This window comes from Actinomadura oligospora ATCC 43269 (assembly GCF_000518265.1).
GTDB classification, from domain to species: domain Bacteria; phylum Actinomycetota; class Actinomycetes; order Streptosporangiales; family Streptosporangiaceae; genus Spirillospora; species Spirillospora oligospora.
This window is the reverse complement of record NZ_JADG01000012.1, coordinates 320,549-335,371: the sequence shown is the minus strand read 5'-3', so window position 1 is coordinate 335,371 and position 14,823 is coordinate 320,549. Positions and strand designations below refer to the sequence as shown.

Here is a 14,823-nt window from a genome sequence, read left to right as displayed (position 1 = left end):
AAGAAACGGCCGCCGGTGAGTGCACCGGCGGCCGTTCCCACGACGAGGTCACGCGGACGGCGTGTCCTGGCCCTTCTTCACGATGCCGAGCTTCGAGCCGAGCCAGACGACCGGGTCGTAGCGGCGGCCGACGACGCGCTCCTTCATCGGGATCAGCGCGTTGTCAGTGATCTTGATGTGCTCGGGACAGACCTCGGTGCAGCACTTGGTGATGTTGCAGAAACCGAGGCCGTGGTCGTCCTGGGCGATGTTCCGGCGGTCCGCCTCGTCCGCCGGGTGCATCTCCAGCTCGGCGATCCGCATCAGGAACCGCGGCCCGGCGAACTCCGGCTTGTTCTCCTCGTGGTCGCGGATCACGTGGCAGACGTTGTTGCACAGGAAGCACTCGATGCACTTGCGGAACTCCTGCGAGCGCTCCACGTCCATCTGCTGCATCCGGAACTCGCCCGGCTTGGTCTCGCCCGGGTCGAACGCCGGGATCTGCCGCGCCTTCTCGTAGTTGAACGACACGTCCGTCACCAGGTCCCGGATGACCGGGAAGGTGCGGACGGGCGTGACCGTGACGACCTCGTCCGGCTCGAAGGTGGACATCCGGGTCATGCACAGCAGCCGCGGCATGCCGTTGACCTCCGCCGAGCACGAGCCGCACTTGCCCGCCTTGCAGTTCCACCGGACGGCGAGGTCGGGGGCCTGCGTCGCCTGCAGCCGGTGGATGATGTCGAGGACGACCTCGCCCTCGTTCACCTCGACCGTGTAGTCGGTCAGCTCGCCGCGGCCCTCGTCGCCGCGCCACACCCGGAACTTGGCCTGGTAGCTCACTGCTCGCCCTCCTCGCCTGCCGCCTCGCCCGCCGCCGGGTCCGACGCGGCCGCCTCCGGGTCGCCGCCGGGCAGCTCGGCCGCGGTGAGGTACTTCTTCAGCTCGTCGGTCTCGAACAGGCCGATCAGATCGGTCCGCATCGGATCCATCGGCTGGCGGCGCAGGTCCACGCGCGCCCCCGTCACCGGGTCGGACGCGTCGCCGGACAACCGGCACACCAGGTTCACCTTGCGCCAGTCGGCCGACATGACCGGGTAGTCGTCCCGGGTGTGCCCGCCTCGGCTCTCCTGCCGTTCGAGCGCCGCCCGCGCGACCGCCTCCGAGACCAGCAGCATGTTCCGCAGGTCGAGGGACAGGTGCCAGCCCGGGTGGTAGCCGCGGCCGTCGCCCGCGCCGACCCCGACCGGCGTGACGCCGACCTTCGCGACCCGCGGGCGCAGCGCGTCGAGCCTCTCCAGCGCCTCCGCCAGCTCCGACTCGGTGCGGATGATGCCGACCAGGTCGTTCATCGTCATCTGCAACTCGGAGTGGACCGCGTACGGGTTCTCGCCGTCCGGACGGCCGAACGGGGCGAGCGCCTCCGCCGACGCCGCCGCGACCTCCGCGTCCGGGACGGCGGGACGCGCCGCCAGCCCGTCGATGTACTCGACGGCCCCGAGCCCGGCCCGCCGTCCGAAGACCAGCAGGTCCGACAGCGAGTTGCCGCCGAGCCGGTTCGAGCCGTGCATGCCGCCCGAGCACTCGCCCGCCGCGAACAGGCCCGGCACGAGCGCCGCGCCCGTGTCCGGGTCGACCTCGATGCCGCCCATGACGTAGTGGCAGGTCGGCCCGACCTCCATCGGCTCGGCCGTGATATCGACGTCCGCCAGCTCCTTGAACTGGTGGTACATCGACGGCAGCCGCCGCCGGATCTCCTCCGCGCCGCCGGGCATCCGGTCGACGACCGTGAGGAACACGCCGCCGTGCGGCGACCCGCGCCCCGCCTTCACCTCGGAGTTGATCGCCCGCGCGACCTCGTCACGCGGCAGCAGCTCCGGCGGACGGCGGTTGTTGTCCGGGTCGTCGTACCAGCGGTCGCCCTCCTCCTCGGTCGTCGCGTACTTGTCGCGGAAGACCTCGGGGATGTAGTCGAACATGAACCGCTTGCCGTCGGAGTTGCGCAGCACGCCCCGGTCGCCGCGCACCGACTCGGTGACCAGCAGGCCCTTCACCGACGGCGGCCAGACCATCCCGGTCGGGTGGAACTGGACGAACTCCATGTTCAGCAGCGACGCCCCGGCGAGCAGCGCCAGCGCGTGCCCGTCGCCGGTGTACTCCCACGAGTTGGACGTCACCTTGAACGCCTTGCCGATGCCGCCGGTGGCCAGCACGACGGCCGGGGCCTCGAACACCACGAACGTCCCGGTCTCGCGGACGTAGGCGAACACGCCGCAGATCCGCCCGTCGCCGTCCTTCAGCAGGCGGGTCACGGTGGTCTCGGCCCAGACCTTGATCCGCGCCTCGTAGTCGCCGTGCTCGCGGTGGTCGTCCTGCTGCATCGCGACGACCTTCTGCTGCAGCGTCCGGATCATCTCCAGGCCGGTGCGGTCGCCGACGTGCGCGAGCCGGGGGTACTCGTGCCCGCCGAAGTTGCGCTGCGAGATCCTGCCGTCCTTGGTGCGGTCGAACAGCGCGCCCCACGCCTCGAGCTCCCAGACCCGGTCCGGGGCCTCCTTGGCGTGCAGCTCGGCCATCCGCCAGTTGTTCAGGAACTTCCCGCCGCGCATGGTGTCGCGGAAGTGCACCTGCCAGTTGTCGTTCGGGTTCACGTTGCCCATGGCGGCCGCCGCGCCGCCCTCGGCCATCACCGTGTGCGCCTTGCCGAACAGCGACTTGGAGATGACGGCGACCTTCTTGCCCTGGAGCCGCGCCTCGATCGCCGCGCGCAGTCCCGCACCGCCCGCGCCGATCACGACGACGTCGCAGGCGTGCCTCTCGATTTCGGTCATCAGGGGTTACCTCAGTTGAAGAATCGCAGGTCGGAGATGGTTCCGCTGGAGACCAGCGCCACGTAGAGATCCGCCGCGACCAGCGATCCGAGCGTGATCAGCGCGTACCTGCCGTGGTTCTGGTTGATCTTCGAGACCTGCCCCCACATCCAGTACCGGACGGGGTGCTTGGAGAAGTTCTTCAACCGTCCGCCGACGATGTGTCGGCAGGAGTGGCACGACAGGGTGTACATCCACAGCAGGACGACGTTGGCGAGCAGGACCAGGGTGCCGAGCCCGATGCCGAACCCGCCGTCCTTGCCGTGGAAGGCGCGGACCGCGTCCCAGGTGTTGACCAGGGAGATCAGGAACGCGGCCATCCAGAAGTAGCGGTGCAGGTTCTGGCCGACCAGCGGGAACCGCCGCTCACCGGTGTACTTGCCGTGCGGCTCGCTGACGCCGCACGCGGGCGGGGACGCCCAGAACGACCGGTAGTACGCCTTGCGGTAGTAGTAGCAGGTCAGCCGGAACAGCAGCAGGAACGGCAGCGAGATCGCGGCGAACGGGATCCAGCCGCGCGTCGAGGCCGGCAGGAACGTGCCGAACTCCGCGGCGTCCCCGGTGTGCCCGTTCGCGCTGACGTTGCTGCAGATCTCGTTGAGGCAGGGCGAGTAGAACGGCGTCAGGTAGTGGTACTGGGGGACGTAGAACGCGGCCCCCCAGAACGCGCGGATGGTCGCGTACACCACCCAGGCCGTGAAGATCACCAGCGTGGTGATCGGATAGACGCGCCAGTCGTCCCGCCTGAGCGTGCGCTCCCTGATCTGGGCGCGCGTCTTGCCCGGCGCCTCCACTGTGCTCATCGATCGCTCTCCTGAGCTCGGGTCGGGGGTCTGGTCGCCCCCCGCTGGGTGGGTTCCCCGATCTCGCGCCTTCGGGGGATGTGACCCTACGCCACGGTCGCGCGACTGTGACACACATAACAATCACCGCAGCGTGTGACCCTGCACACATGCGCGCCGACGCCACATCCAAGATCACCCCGCCCCCGACCCATAACCAGCATTTATGGCCAAAGAGAATCGAGACGAGTGCCGAGAGGCATGATCATCTCACCGGGGACGCTGCGCTATAGAGCTCCGAAAAACAACGAGACCCCGCGACCGAAACGGTCGCGGGGTCTCGTGGTGCTCGCGCGGTTACTTCTTCTTGCCGCCGACGGTGGCCTTGAGGAAGTCGCGGTTGAGGTTCGAGATCACGTCGAGGGGGATGCCCTTGGGGCAGGCGACGGTGCACTCACCGGTGTTGGTGCAGCCGCCGAAGCCCGCCTCGTCGTGGGTCTCGAGCATGGAGACCACGCGGTCCCAGCGCTCGGGCTGGCCCTGGGGCATCAGGCCCAGGTGCGTGACCTTCGCGCCGAGGAACAGCGCGGCCGAGCCGTTCGGGCAGGCCGCGACGCAGGCGCCGCAGCCGATGCACTCGGCGGCCTCGAAGGCGTGGTCCGCGTCCGCCTTGGGCACCGGGACGGAGTGGGCCTCGGGCGCGGTGCCGGTCGGGGCGGTGATGTAGCCGCCGGACTGGATCATGCGGTCGAACGACGACCGGTCCACCACCAGGTCCTTGACGACCGGGAAGGCGCGGGCCCGCCACGGCTCGACGTCGATGACCTCGCCGTCCTTGAACTTGCGCATGTGGAGCTGGCAGGTGGTGGTCATCCGCTCGGGACCGTGCGGGGTGCCGTTGATCACCAGCGAGCACATGCCGCAGATGCCCTCGCGGCAGTCGTGGTCGAACGCGACGGGCTCCTCGCCCTCGGTGATCAGCCGCTCGTTGAGGACGTCGAGCATCTCCAGGAACGAGGCGTCCGGGGAGATGTCGTCGAGCTCGTACTCGACCATCCGGCCCTCGTCCTGGGGGCCCTTCTGGCGCCAGATGCGCAGCGTGAGCTTCATTACTTGTACGACCTCTGCGTCGGGTGAACGTATTCGAACTCGAGGGCTTCCTTGTGCAGGACGGGCTTGGTCTCGCCGCCGCCCCACTCCCAGGCCGCCACGTAGGAGAAGTGCTCGTCGTCGCGCTTGGCCTCGCCGTCCTCGTCCTGGGACTCGGCGCGGAAGTGGCCGCCGCAGGACTCGGTGCGGTGCAGCGCGTCGATCACCATGAGCTCGCCGAGCTCGAGGAAGTCGGCCACCCGGCCGGCCTTCTCCAGCTCCTTGTTGAGCTCCTCGCCCTTGCCGGTGACCTTGACGTTCTCCCAGAACTCCTTGCGCAGCGCCGGGATCAGCTCCAGGGCCTTGCGCAGGCCCTCGTCGGAGCGCTCCATGCCGCAGTACTCCCACATGATGTGGCCGAGCTCGCGGTGGAAGGAGTCGACGGTGCGGGTGCCGTTGATCGAGAGCAGCTTGTCGACCTGGGAGCGGACCCGCTCCTCGGCGTCGGAGACGGAAGCCTCGGAGACCTCGTCCAGGCCGGTGGTGCGGGCGAGGTAGTCGCCGAGGCCGGTCGGGAGGACGAAGTAGCCGTCGGCGAGGCCCTGCATGAGGGCGGACGCGCCGAGGCGGTTGGCGCCGTGGTCGGAGAAGTTGGCCTCGCCGACGACGAACAGGCCGGGGATGTTGGACTGCAGGTCGTAGTCGACCCAGAGGCCGCCCATCGTGTAGTGCACGGCGGGGTAGATGCGCATCGGCACCTCGTACGGGTTCTCGCCCGTGATCCGCTCGTACATCTCGAAGAGGTTGCCGTACTTGGCCTCGACGGTCTTGCGGCCGAGCCGCGCGATCGCGTCGGCGAAGTCCAGGTAGACGCCCTGGCCGCCGGGGCCGACGCCGCGTCCCTCGTCGCAGACGTTCTTGGCGGCGCGGGAGGCGATGTCACGCGGCACCAGGTTGCCGAAGGACGGGTAGATGCGCTCGAGGTAGTAGTCGCGCTCGTCCTCGGGGATGGCGCCGGGGGCGCGGTCGTCGCCGCCCTTCTTCGGCACCCAGACGCGGCCGTCGTTGCGCAGCGACTCCGACATGAGCGTCAGCTTGGACTGGTGCTCGCCGGAGTAGGGGATGCAGGTCGGGTGGATCTGCGTGTAGCAGGGGTTGGCGAAGTAGGCCCCGTGCTTGTGCGCGCGCCAGGACGCGGTGACGTTGGAGCCCATGGCGTTGGTGGACAGGAAGAAGACGTTCCCGTAGCCGCCGGAGGCCAGGACGACCGCGTCGGCCGTGTAGTTCTTGATCTCGCCGGTGATCAGGTCGCGGACGACGACGCCGCGGGCGCGTCCGTCCTGCATGATCAGGTCGAGCATCTCGTGCCGCGCGTGCAGTTCGACGTTGCCGGCGTCGACCTGCCGCATGAGCGCCTGGTAGGCGCCGAGCAGCAGCTGCTGGCCCGTCTGGCCGCGGGCGTAGAAGGTGCGGGAGACCTGGGTGCCGCCGAAGGAGCGGTTGTCGAGCAGGCCGCCGTACTCGCGGGCGAACGGGACGCCCTGCGCGACGCACTGGTCGATGATCTGGGTGGAGATCTCGGCGAGGCGGTGGACGTTCGACTCGCGGGAGCGGAAGTCGCCGCCCTTCACGGTGTCGTAGAAGAGGCGGTGCACCGAGTCGCCGTCGTTGCGGTAGTTCTTGGCGGCGTTGATGCCGCCCTGCGCGGCGATGGAGTGGGCGCGGCGGGGCGAGTCCTGGAAGCAGAACTGGATGACGTGGTAGCCGGCCTCGCCGAGGGTCGCGCCGGCGGAGCCGCCCGCCAGGCCCGTCCCGATGACGATGATCTTCTTCTTGCGCTTGTTGGCCGGGTTGACCAGCTTGGCCTCGAACTTGCGGGTGGTCCAGCGGTTCTCGACCGGGCCCGCGGGGGCCTGGGTGTCGACGACCGGGTCGCCGGCCTCGTAGAAGGTGTCGGTCATGGTCAGCTCACCCATCCGAAGGTGACGGAGATCGGCACGGCGATGAAGCCGATCGTGACGACGGCGGCGAGGCCGCCGGCGAGGCCGCGCAGGGCGTTGTTGTTGCGCGGCGAGCGCAGGCCGAGGGTCTGGAAGGCGCTCCAGATGCCGTGGCGCAGGTGCAGGCCGACGAGCAGCACGGCGAGCACGTACCAGACGGTGATGTACCAGCGGGACGCGTCGAAGTCGGCGACGACCCGGTCGTACGGCGTGGCGTCCGAGCCCTTGGGGTTGACGGCGTAGAAGGTCAGGTCCAGCAGGTGCCAGATGACGAACAGCAGGATGACGACGCCGCCGTACCGCATGGTGTGCGTGGCGTAGCCCTGCGCGTTCGACTTCTTCTTGCCCTGGTACTTCACGGGGCGGGCCGCGCGGGCGCGCCGTGCCAGGGAGATCGCCGACCACATGTGCAGGAGCACGGACACGCCGAGCACGATCTCCAGGATCGTCAGCACGGTGCGCCGGGGGACGGCGGGCTCGCCCATCGTGCGCAGCCACTCCGCGTAGTGGTCGAAGTCGCTCGCGCCGAGGAAGATCTTGAGGTTCCCGATCATGTGCGCGATCAGGAAGCCGACGAGGATCGCCCCTGTCACCGCCATGACCGCCTTTTTGCCGACGGTCGATCTGTAGATCGCAGTACTCGCTATAGCCACAGCTCCGAACCGTACGGCTGCCTGGGGAAAGAGGGCCAAGTCATGGTGGCACTCGTTTCGATAGCCGCTGGCTATGGGGCGTGTCCGACCTGGGGTTCGTGACCGTTCGGTGACAACGCGGAGTGTCGGACTTCACACCACAAAAGGGAACTACGGGTCGTAGTACATCATGCTCTACGCGCTGTAGTAGATAAAACCGCTGGTGACGTGGGTCACACGCCCCGGCATCGGTGTCAGCGGTGGGAGAGGAGGAGGACGGCGAGGTCGTCGGTGAGGGTGTCACCGTTGAGGCGCTCGACGCCCGCGACCAGGTCGTCCAGCAGGGCGCGGCCGACCAGGCCGCGGCCGGACGCCTCGCCCGCCAGCCCCACCAGGCCGTCGGTGCCGAGGCGGTCGGACGAGCCGTCCCCGGTGTGGCCCTCGATCAGGCCGTCGGTGTAGAGCATCAGGCTCCACGCGTCGCCGAGCTCGACCTCGGTCATCGGCCAGTCCGCGTCCGGGACGAGGCCGAGCGCCGGGCCGTGCGCGTAGTCGGGCAGCGCGGCGACCCGGGTGGACGGGCCGGTGCCGGTGAACAGCAGCGGCGCGGGGTGCCCGGCCAGGTACATGCGGGCCGTCCGGCGGGACGGGGCGACCGTGACCATGCACAGGGTCGTGAACGTCTCGTCGCTGCGCCGCTCGTGCCCGAGGACGGTGTCGAGCGTGCCGAGCAGCTGCTCGCCGGTGTGCCCGGACAGGACGAGCGTCCGCCACGCCATCCGCAGCTGGACGCCGAGCGCGGCCTCGTCCGGGCCGTGCCCGGAGACATCCGCGATCATGAGGTGGACGGCGCCGCCCTCGGTCTGCACGGTGTCGTAGAAGTCCCCGCCCAGCAGCGCCCGGGACCGTCCGGGCCGGTAGCGGGTGTGGTGCGTCAGGGACGGGTCGTCGATCAGCGGGACGGGCAGCAGGCCGCGCTCCAGCCGGGCGTTCTCGGCGGCCATCAGCCGCGCCTCGACCAGCCGCCGCTCGCTCTCGTCCGCGCGCCGCCGCTCGATCCCGTACCGGACGGCGCGGGCCAGCAGCGGGCCGTCGATCTCCTGTTTGACCAGGTAGTCCTCGGCTCCGGCGGCGAGCGCGCGGATGCCCAGGGTCACGTCGTCCACGCCGGTCAGCACGATCACCGCGGCCGTCCCGGACATCGCGAGCGTCCGGCGCAGGCCGGTCAGCCGGTCGTCCTCGGGGCCGGACAGGTCCACCAGGATGCACTGGGTGCGGCGGGTCACGCGGTGCCGCGCCTCGTCCACCGAGGAGGCGACGGTCATCGCGACGTCCAGCCCGGCCTCGGTCAGCATCTTCTCGACCATCAGCACGTCGGCGGGGTCGCCGAGGACGGCCAGCAGCTCGACGGTCTCGGGCTGGCCGGACGGGGACGGGACGGCACGGCGGGAATGGCTCACGACCCGACGGAGGCTAGCCGGTCGGCGGAGTGCGGCGCACCTCGGACGCGCCACGAGCCGTCCCCGGACACATCCCGGTCGCCCTCCGGGCCGGGCCCGGCGCCGACGGCCGGAGGATCGCCTCGCGGGGCGGCCGGTGGCGGAAAAAATGAGTCGAGGAGCCGCCGGGTCGCCGCATACCTTCGCAGAGTGAAGGACCTACCCGTACCCGATCCGGGCATTCCCGACCACACTTCCCCCACGCGCTACCTACTGTGGCTGATGCGCGTCCAGCGCCGCAGCGTGATCGCCGTGGCCGTGCTGGGGACGGTGTTCTTCCTCTCCCAGGCGCTCATGCCCGCCGCGATCGGACGCGCCATCGACGCGGGCGTGGCCGGTGGGGACACCGGCGCGCTGCTGGGCTGGGCGGGCGCGCTGTTCGCGCTCGGCGTCGTCCAGATGGCGTCGAGCGTGACCCGGCACCGGATGGCCGTGTTCAACTGGCTGTCGGCCTGCTACCGGACGATCCAGCTGGTCACCCGGCAGACGACGCGGCTCGGCGCGACGCTGCCCAAGCGGCTCACCGCGGGCGAGGTGGTCAGCGTCGGCATCTCCGACTGTGCGCGGATCGGCGACGTGCTGGACATCCTCGGCCGCGGGACCGGCTCGGTCGTCGCGATCGTCGTGGTCGCGGCGCTGCTGCTGGTGACGTCCTGGCCGCTCGGGCTGGTCGTGCTGATCGGCGTCCCGGTGATCCTCGCGCTCGCCGCGCCGCTGCTGCGCCCCTACGAGCGCCGCGAGGACGCGCACCGCGAGCTGGTCAGCGAGCTGAACTCGACGGCGACGGACCTGGTCGCGGGCCTGCGGGTGCTGCGCGGCGTCGGCGGCGAGGGGCTGTTCGCGGGCCGGTACCGGAGCCGGTCCCAGGACGTCCGGCGGGCCGGGGTCCGGGTCGCCTGGGCCGAGTCGCGGATCAGCGGCGCCGAGGTGCTCCTGCCCGGCCTGCTCGTCGCGCTGGTCACCTGGCTCGGCGCGCGCTTCGCCGCCGACGGGAGGATCACGATCGGCCAGCTCGTCGCGTTCTACGGCTACGCGGTCTTCCTGGTCGAGCCGCTGCGGACGCTCGGCGAGATGGCCCAGAAGTTCACCAAGGGCCGGGTCGCCGCCGGGCGCGTCTGCCGCCTGCTCGACGTCGAGCCGGAGATCACGCACACCGGCACCCGCCGCGTGGACGGCCCGGCCGAGCTGGTGGACGCCGCGTCCGGGCTGGTCGTCCGGCCGGGACGGGTCACCGCCGTCGCCGCCTCCGACCCGCGCGACGCCGCCGCCGTGGCCGACCGTCTCGGCCGCTACACCGAGGGGGATGTCACCTACGGCGGCGTTCCCCTCGCCGAGGTCGCGGACGTCCGGTCGCGCGTCCTGGTCGCCGTCAACGAGGACCGCCTCTTCTCCGGCCCCCTCCACGAGACCCTCGCCCCGCCGTCCGGCGACCGCAACGTTCCACCGGACGTCCGTGACCGGAACGACGTACTGGACGGTGACCGGAACGCCGCGCTGGACGGGCACCGGGATGCCGTGCTGGACGGTGACCGGAACGTCCGGGTGGACGGTCTGGCCGCGGCGGTCGAGGCCGCCGCGGCGGAGGACGTGGTGGACGCGACCGGACTCGACGGCCATGTCGCCGAGGCGGGACGGGAGTTCTCCGGCGGGCAGCGGCAGCGGCTGCGGCTCGTCCGGGCGCTCGCCGCCGACCCCGAGGTGCTCGTCCTGGTCGAGCCGACCAGCGCCGTGGACGCGCACACCGAGGCCGCGATCGCCGAGCGCCTCGGCCGCGTCCGGGCCGGGCGGACGACCGTGATCGCCACCACCAGCCCCCTCGTCCTCGACCGCGCCGACCACGTCGCGTTCGTCGAGCACGGCGCGGTCGTCGCCGAGGGCACGCACCGCGAACTGCTGGACGCCGAACCCCGCTACGCCGCCGTCGTCACCCGTGGAGCGTCATGAGCACCGCCATCCTGCCCGTCGCCACGCCCGCGCAGGTGCGGGCGTACGCCGTCGAGCTCGTCCGGCGGCATCCGCGCGCCCTGGTCGGGGCGCTCGCCCTGCACGCCCTCGCGGCGGTGTCCGGGCTGGTCACGCCCCGGCTGCTGGGCGGCCTGGTCGACGGCGTCCGCTCCGGGACGGCGCACATCGACACCGTTGGCGCGGCGATCGCCGGATTCGTCATCGTCCAGGGCGTCCTGACCCGGTACGCCTACTTCGCGTCCGCGCGGCTGGGCGAGCGGGTCATGGCCGAGCTGCGCGAGGAGTTCGTCGGGCGCGTCCTCGGCCTGCCGCTGTCCCGCGTCGAGCGCGCCGGGACGGGCGACCTGGTCAGCCGCACCTCGCGGGACGTGGGGGAGCTGTCGGGGGTGGTGCGGGAGGCCGTCCCGGAGATGGTCATCGGCGGCGTCACGATCGTCCTCACGCTGGTCGCGCTCGTGCTGACCGGCCCGCTGGTCACGCTGCCCGTCCTGCTCGGCCTGCCGTCGATCCTCTTCGGCATGCGCTGGTACCTGAAGCGCGCCCGCGACGGCTACCTGCGCGAGGAGGCGGCCTGGGCGGAGCTCACCGACGGCCTCGCCGAGACCGTCCAGGGAGCCCGGACGGTCGAGGCGTTCGGCCTCGAGGCGCGGCGGCGCGCCCGCGGCGACGCCGACATCGCCCGCTCCTACTCGCGCGAGCGGTACACGCTCGGCCTGCGGACGGTCCTGTTCCCCGTGGTCGAGAGCGGCTACCTGTTCCCGATCGTCGGGACGCTGGTCGTCGGCGGCCTGCTGCACCAGCACGGGCTCGCGTCGCTCGGGCAGGTGACCGCCGCGACCCTGTACGTCCAGCAGCTCGTCGGCCCGGTCGACATGCTCCTCTACCGCCTGGACGAGGTGCAGATCGGCGGCGCGTCCCTGGCGCGGCTGCTCGGCGTCGGGAACGTCCCGGCCGACCGCGTCCCGACGTCCGCGCGACCGGACGGCGAGCGGATCAACGTCCGGGACGTCCGGTACGCCTACCGGCCCGGCCACGACGTCCTGCACGGCGTGGACCTGGCGCTGCGTCCGGGCGAACGCCTGGCGATGGTCGGGCCGTCCGGCGCGGGCAAGTCCACCCTCGGCCGCCTGGTCGCCGGGATCGACGCCCCCGGCTCCGGCGCGGTCGAGGTCGGCGACGCCGCGCCCGTCCCGCTCGTCGAACTCCCGCTGGACGACCTGCGCGGCCACGTCGCGCTCGTCACCCAGGAGCACCACGTGTTCCGCGGCAGCCTCCGCGACAACCTGGTGATGGCGAGGCCGGACGCGTCCGACGACCAGATCCGCGCCGCGCTCGAGGCCGTCGACTGGGACGGCCCCGACCTGTCCGCGCAGGTGGGAGCCGCGGGCGAGGACCTCTCCCCGGCCCAGGCGCAGCAACTGGCGCTGGCCCGCCTCGTCCTCGCCGACCCGCACACCCTCGTCCTGGACGAGGCGACGTCCCTCCTCGACCCGAGGGCCGCCCGCCGCCTGGAAAGCTCGCTCGCCGCCGTCCTGTCCGGCCGGACGGTCGTGGCCATCGCCCACCGTCTCCACACCGCCCACGACGCCGACCGCGTGGCCGTCGTCGAGGACGGGCGCATCGCCGAACTCGGCACCCACGACGAGCTCCTGGCCGCCAAGGGCTCCTACGCGGCCCTGTGGTCGTCCTGGCATGGCGACCGCCAACCGGCCGCCGACCGCAACCCCTGAGAACGAAGAGGGGGCGTGCACGGCGCACGCCCCCTCTCGTCTCGCCCGGTCTCAGGCGAGGGAGTTCTTCAGCCAGTCGACCTGGAGGTGGAGGAGGTTCTCGGCGACGACCTCCTGCGGGGTCATGTGGGTGACGCCCGACAGGGGGAGGACGGTGTGGGGGCGGCCCGCGGCCAGGAGGGCCGAGGAGAGGCGCAGGGTGTGCGCGGCCACCACGTTGTCGTCCGCCAGGCCGTGGATGAGCAGGAGCGGGCGGGTGAGCTTGTCGGCCAGCCCGATGAGGGAGTTGGCGGCGTAGGTCTCCGGCTCCTCCTCGGGAAGGCCGAGGTAGCGCTCGGTGTAGTGGGTGTCGTAGAGCGTCCAGTCGGTGACCGGGGCGCCCGCGACGGCGGCGTGGAAGACGTCCGGGCGGGCCAGGACGCAGAGGGCGGCGAGCCAGCCGCCGAAGGACCAGCCGCGGACGGCGACCCGGTCGAGGTCGAGCGCGGCCGGGTGGCGGCGGGCGGCCTCCTCCAGGGCGGCGATCTGGTCGTCCAGGACGGGGGTGACGAAGTCGCCGCGGACGGCGCGCTCCCAGGCGATCCCGCGGCCGGGGGTGCCGCGGCCGTCGGCGATGACGACGGCGAAGCCCTGGTCGGCGAGCCACTGCGGTTCGCAGTAGGCGCGCTGGACGGCCATGACGCGCTGGGCGTGCGGGCCGCCGTAGGGGTCCATGAGGACGGGCAGGCGGCCCTGGTCGGGCGTCCAGCCCGTGGGCAGCAGCACGGCCGTGCGGACCTCCCGGGGCCCGGCGCTCAGCAGCTCGACCCGCGGCGTGATCACCGGGGTCTCGGCGCGGGACTCGACCGGGAACGTGCCGTGCGGGCCGCGCAGCTCGGTGACGGTGCCGAGGACGTCCAGCCGCGAGCCGGTGATCACGGTCAGATCGCCGGACGCGACCGCGGAGTAGACGCCCTGCCCCGAGGTGATCTGGGTCACCTCGCCGTCCGCGTACCGGTGGACGTGCACCTCGGTCGGCTCGGTGGACGCGGTGAACAGCACCGTCCCGCCCTCGACGCCGAGGACCGAGCGGACCTGGAGGCCGGGCGGCGTGACCGGCTCGCCGCCGATCGTCAGGCGGCGGGTGCCGACGAGGTCGGGGGACGCGACGCCGGGCGCGGTGGCCTGGTGGTCCTCGACCGTCCAGACCAGGTCGCCCGTGCCGGTGCGCGCCGGGACGCCGGGGACGATCTCGGTCCAGACCGGGTCGTGGCCGGTGTGCAGCAGGGTGGTCTCGCCGTTCAGCGGGTCGACGGTGAGCACGCGCTGGGCGCGCTGGTCGCGGGTCTGGACGACGATCAGCGGGCCGCGCGCGTCCCAGCCCGCGGTGGTCAGGTAGGGGTACTGGCCGCGGTCCCAGGACACCGAGGCGCGGCCGCCGTCGGCGGCGAGGCCGTCGACCTTCAGCAGGACGAGCGAGACGATCGCGTTGGGCGTCCCGGCGGCCGGGTAGGCGATCTCGGTGGCGGGGCTCTCGGGGTTGGCCGGGTCGGCGATCGTCCAGCGCTGGACGGGCGTCTCGTCCACCCGCGCGGCGAGCAGGGTCGAGCCGTCCGGCGACCACCAGTGGCCACGCATGCGGCTCATCTCCTCGGCGGCGATGAACTCGGCCAGCCCGTAGGAGATCTGGTCGCTCTCGGGCGTGATCAGGGCGCGGTCGTCCGAGCCGTCCGTGCCGATCACGCGGACGGTGCGGCCCGAGACGTAGGCGACGCGGCGGCCCGCGGGGTCGAGGCGCGGGTCGAACACCGGGGTCTGGGCGGGCAGCTCCCGGGTCTCCCCGGACGCCAGGTCGGTGAGGAACAGCTGTCCGCCGAGGCTGAACACCGCCTGCCGGACGGCCGAGTCGGTCGCGAAGCCGACGATGCCGCCCGCGCCCTCGCGGGCCCGCTCGCGGCGGGCGCGCTCCTCGGCGGGGAGGTTCGCCTCACCCGCGACGGCGAGCGAGGCCGGGTCGGCGACGAGCGTCTCAGCACCGGACGCCGGGTCCAGCGTCCACAGGCAGGTGACGGGGTCGTCGCCCGCCTTGGTGCGCAGGAACGCCACCCGGGACCCGTCGGGCGCGATCTGGAAGGCGCGGGGGACGCCGAGGGTGAACCGGCGGGTGCGGGCCGTCTGCCGCGGATAGCTGATGCTCATGATGTGAGTCTGCCAGCCGTCTCCGACCGATCCGGGCGGCAGCCCGCCACCACGCTGCTTTGTGGGGATTCAATGGGTATGGTCCCGCAGGGTGAACGCGCG

10 protein-coding genes are annotated in these 14,823 nt (G+C 71.9%); 2 read left to right on the top strand and 8 right to left on the bottom strand.

The window, feature by feature from the left end:
- Nucleotides 1-48 precede the first annotated feature (48 nt).
- The 7 genes from P696_RS0121725 to P696_RS47180 all read right to left on the bottom strand — a co-directional run bounded on the left by P696_RS0121725 (nucleotide 49) and on the right by P696_RS47180 (nucleotide 8,809).
- Nucleotides 49-819, bottom strand: a complete 771-nt coding sequence (locus P696_RS0121725; protein WP_026413984.1) for a succinate dehydrogenase/fumarate reductase iron-sulfur subunit — start codon at nucleotides 817-819, stop codon at nucleotides 49-51.
- Complete coding sequence (locus tag P696_RS47185) at nucleotides 816-2,807, bottom strand: fumarate reductase/succinate dehydrogenase flavoprotein subunit (protein ID WP_051467969.1); 1,992 nt, start codon at nucleotides 2,805-2,807, stop codon at nucleotides 816-818. The genes P696_RS0121725 and P696_RS47185 overlap by 4 nt, the downstream gene beginning before the upstream one ends.
- Nucleotides 2,808-2,818: 11 nt before the next feature.
- The gene (locus tag P696_RS0121715) at nucleotides 2,819-3,649 is read right to left on the bottom strand and encodes a hypothetical protein (protein ID WP_026413983.1); all 831 of its coding nucleotides are present in this window, start codon (nucleotides 3,647-3,649) and stop codon (nucleotides 2,819-2,821) included.
- A 336-nt stretch (nucleotides 3,650-3,985) separates the two neighbouring features.
- Nucleotides 3,986-4,738, bottom strand: coding sequence for a succinate dehydrogenase/fumarate reductase iron-sulfur subunit (locus P696_RS0121710; protein ID WP_026413982.1), 753 nt, complete (start codon nucleotides 4,736-4,738; stop codon nucleotides 3,986-3,988).
- The gene (locus tag P696_RS0121705) at nucleotides 4,738-6,678 is read right to left on the bottom strand and encodes a fumarate reductase/succinate dehydrogenase flavoprotein subunit (RefSeq protein WP_026413981.1); all 1,941 of its coding nucleotides are present in this window, start codon (nucleotides 6,676-6,678) and stop codon (nucleotides 4,738-4,740) included. Before P696_RS0121705 ends, P696_RS0121710 begins: the two co-directional genes overlap by 1 nt.
- A gap of 2 nt (nucleotides 6,679-6,680) precedes the next feature.
- Nucleotides 6,681-7,316, bottom strand: coding sequence for a succinate dehydrogenase cytochrome b subunit (locus tag P696_RS0121700; RefSeq protein WP_211245820.1), 636 nt, complete (start codon nucleotides 7,314-7,316; stop codon nucleotides 6,681-6,683).
- 287 nt (nucleotides 7,317-7,603) lie between these two features.
- A complete protein-coding gene (locus tag P696_RS47180; protein ID WP_034486109.1) occupies nucleotides 7,604-8,809 on the bottom strand; it encodes a PP2C family protein-serine/threonine phosphatase in 1,206 nt (401 codons plus the stop codon).
- A gap of 189 nt (nucleotides 8,810-8,998) precedes the next feature.
- Between P696_RS47180 and P696_RS0121690 the strand changes: the two genes are divergently transcribed.
- Both P696_RS0121690 and P696_RS0121685 read left to right on the top strand, forming a co-directional pair.
- Nucleotides 8,999-10,792, top strand: a complete 1,794-nt coding sequence (locus tag P696_RS0121690) for an ABC transporter transmembrane domain-containing protein (protein ID WP_026413979.1) — start codon at nucleotides 8,999-9,001, stop codon at nucleotides 10,790-10,792.
- Nucleotides 10,789-12,543, top strand: a complete 1,755-nt coding sequence (locus P696_RS0121685) for an ABC transporter ATP-binding protein (RefSeq protein ID WP_026413978.1) — start codon at nucleotides 10,789-10,791, stop codon at nucleotides 12,541-12,543. The genes P696_RS0121690 and P696_RS0121685 overlap by 4 nt, the downstream gene beginning before the upstream one ends.
- Before the next feature lie 51 nt (nucleotides 12,544-12,594).
- Here the strand turns inward: P696_RS0121685 and P696_RS0121680 are convergent, their stop codons facing one another.
- Nucleotides 12,595-14,721, bottom strand: coding sequence for a S9 family peptidase (locus P696_RS0121680; protein WP_026413977.1), 2,127 nt, complete (start codon nucleotides 14,719-14,721; stop codon nucleotides 12,595-12,597).
- Nucleotides 14,722-14,823 lie beyond the last annotated feature (102 nt).

Bases quoted from the DNA above. Each gene is read 5' to 3' on its own strand.
- P696_RS47185 (WP_051467969.1), bottom strand. From the start codon at position 2,807: ATGACCGAAATCGAGAGGCACGCCTGCGACGTCGTCGTGATCGGCGCG.
- P696_RS0121715 (WP_026413983.1), bottom strand. From the start codon at position 3,649: ATGAGCACAGTGGAGGCGCCGGGCAAGACGCGCGCCCAGATCAGGGAG.
- P696_RS0121710 (WP_026413982.1), bottom strand. From the start codon at position 4,738: ATGAAGCTCACGCTGCGCATCTGGCGCCAGAAGGGCCCCCAGGACGAG.
- P696_RS0121705 (WP_026413981.1), bottom strand. From the start codon at position 6,678: ATGACCGACACCTTCTACGAGGCCGGCGACCCGGTCGTCGACACCCAG.
- P696_RS0121700 (WP_211245820.1), bottom strand. From the start codon at position 7,316: ATGGCGGTGACAGGGGCGATCCTCGTCGGCTTCCTGATCGCGCACATG.
- P696_RS0121685 (WP_026413978.1), top strand. From the start codon at position 10,789: ATGAGCACCGCCATCCTGCCCGTCGCCACGCCCGCGCAGGTGCGGGCG.
- P696_RS0121680 (WP_026413977.1), bottom strand. From the start codon at position 14,721: ATGAGCATCAGCTATCCGCGGCAGACGGCCCGCACCCGCCGGTTCACC.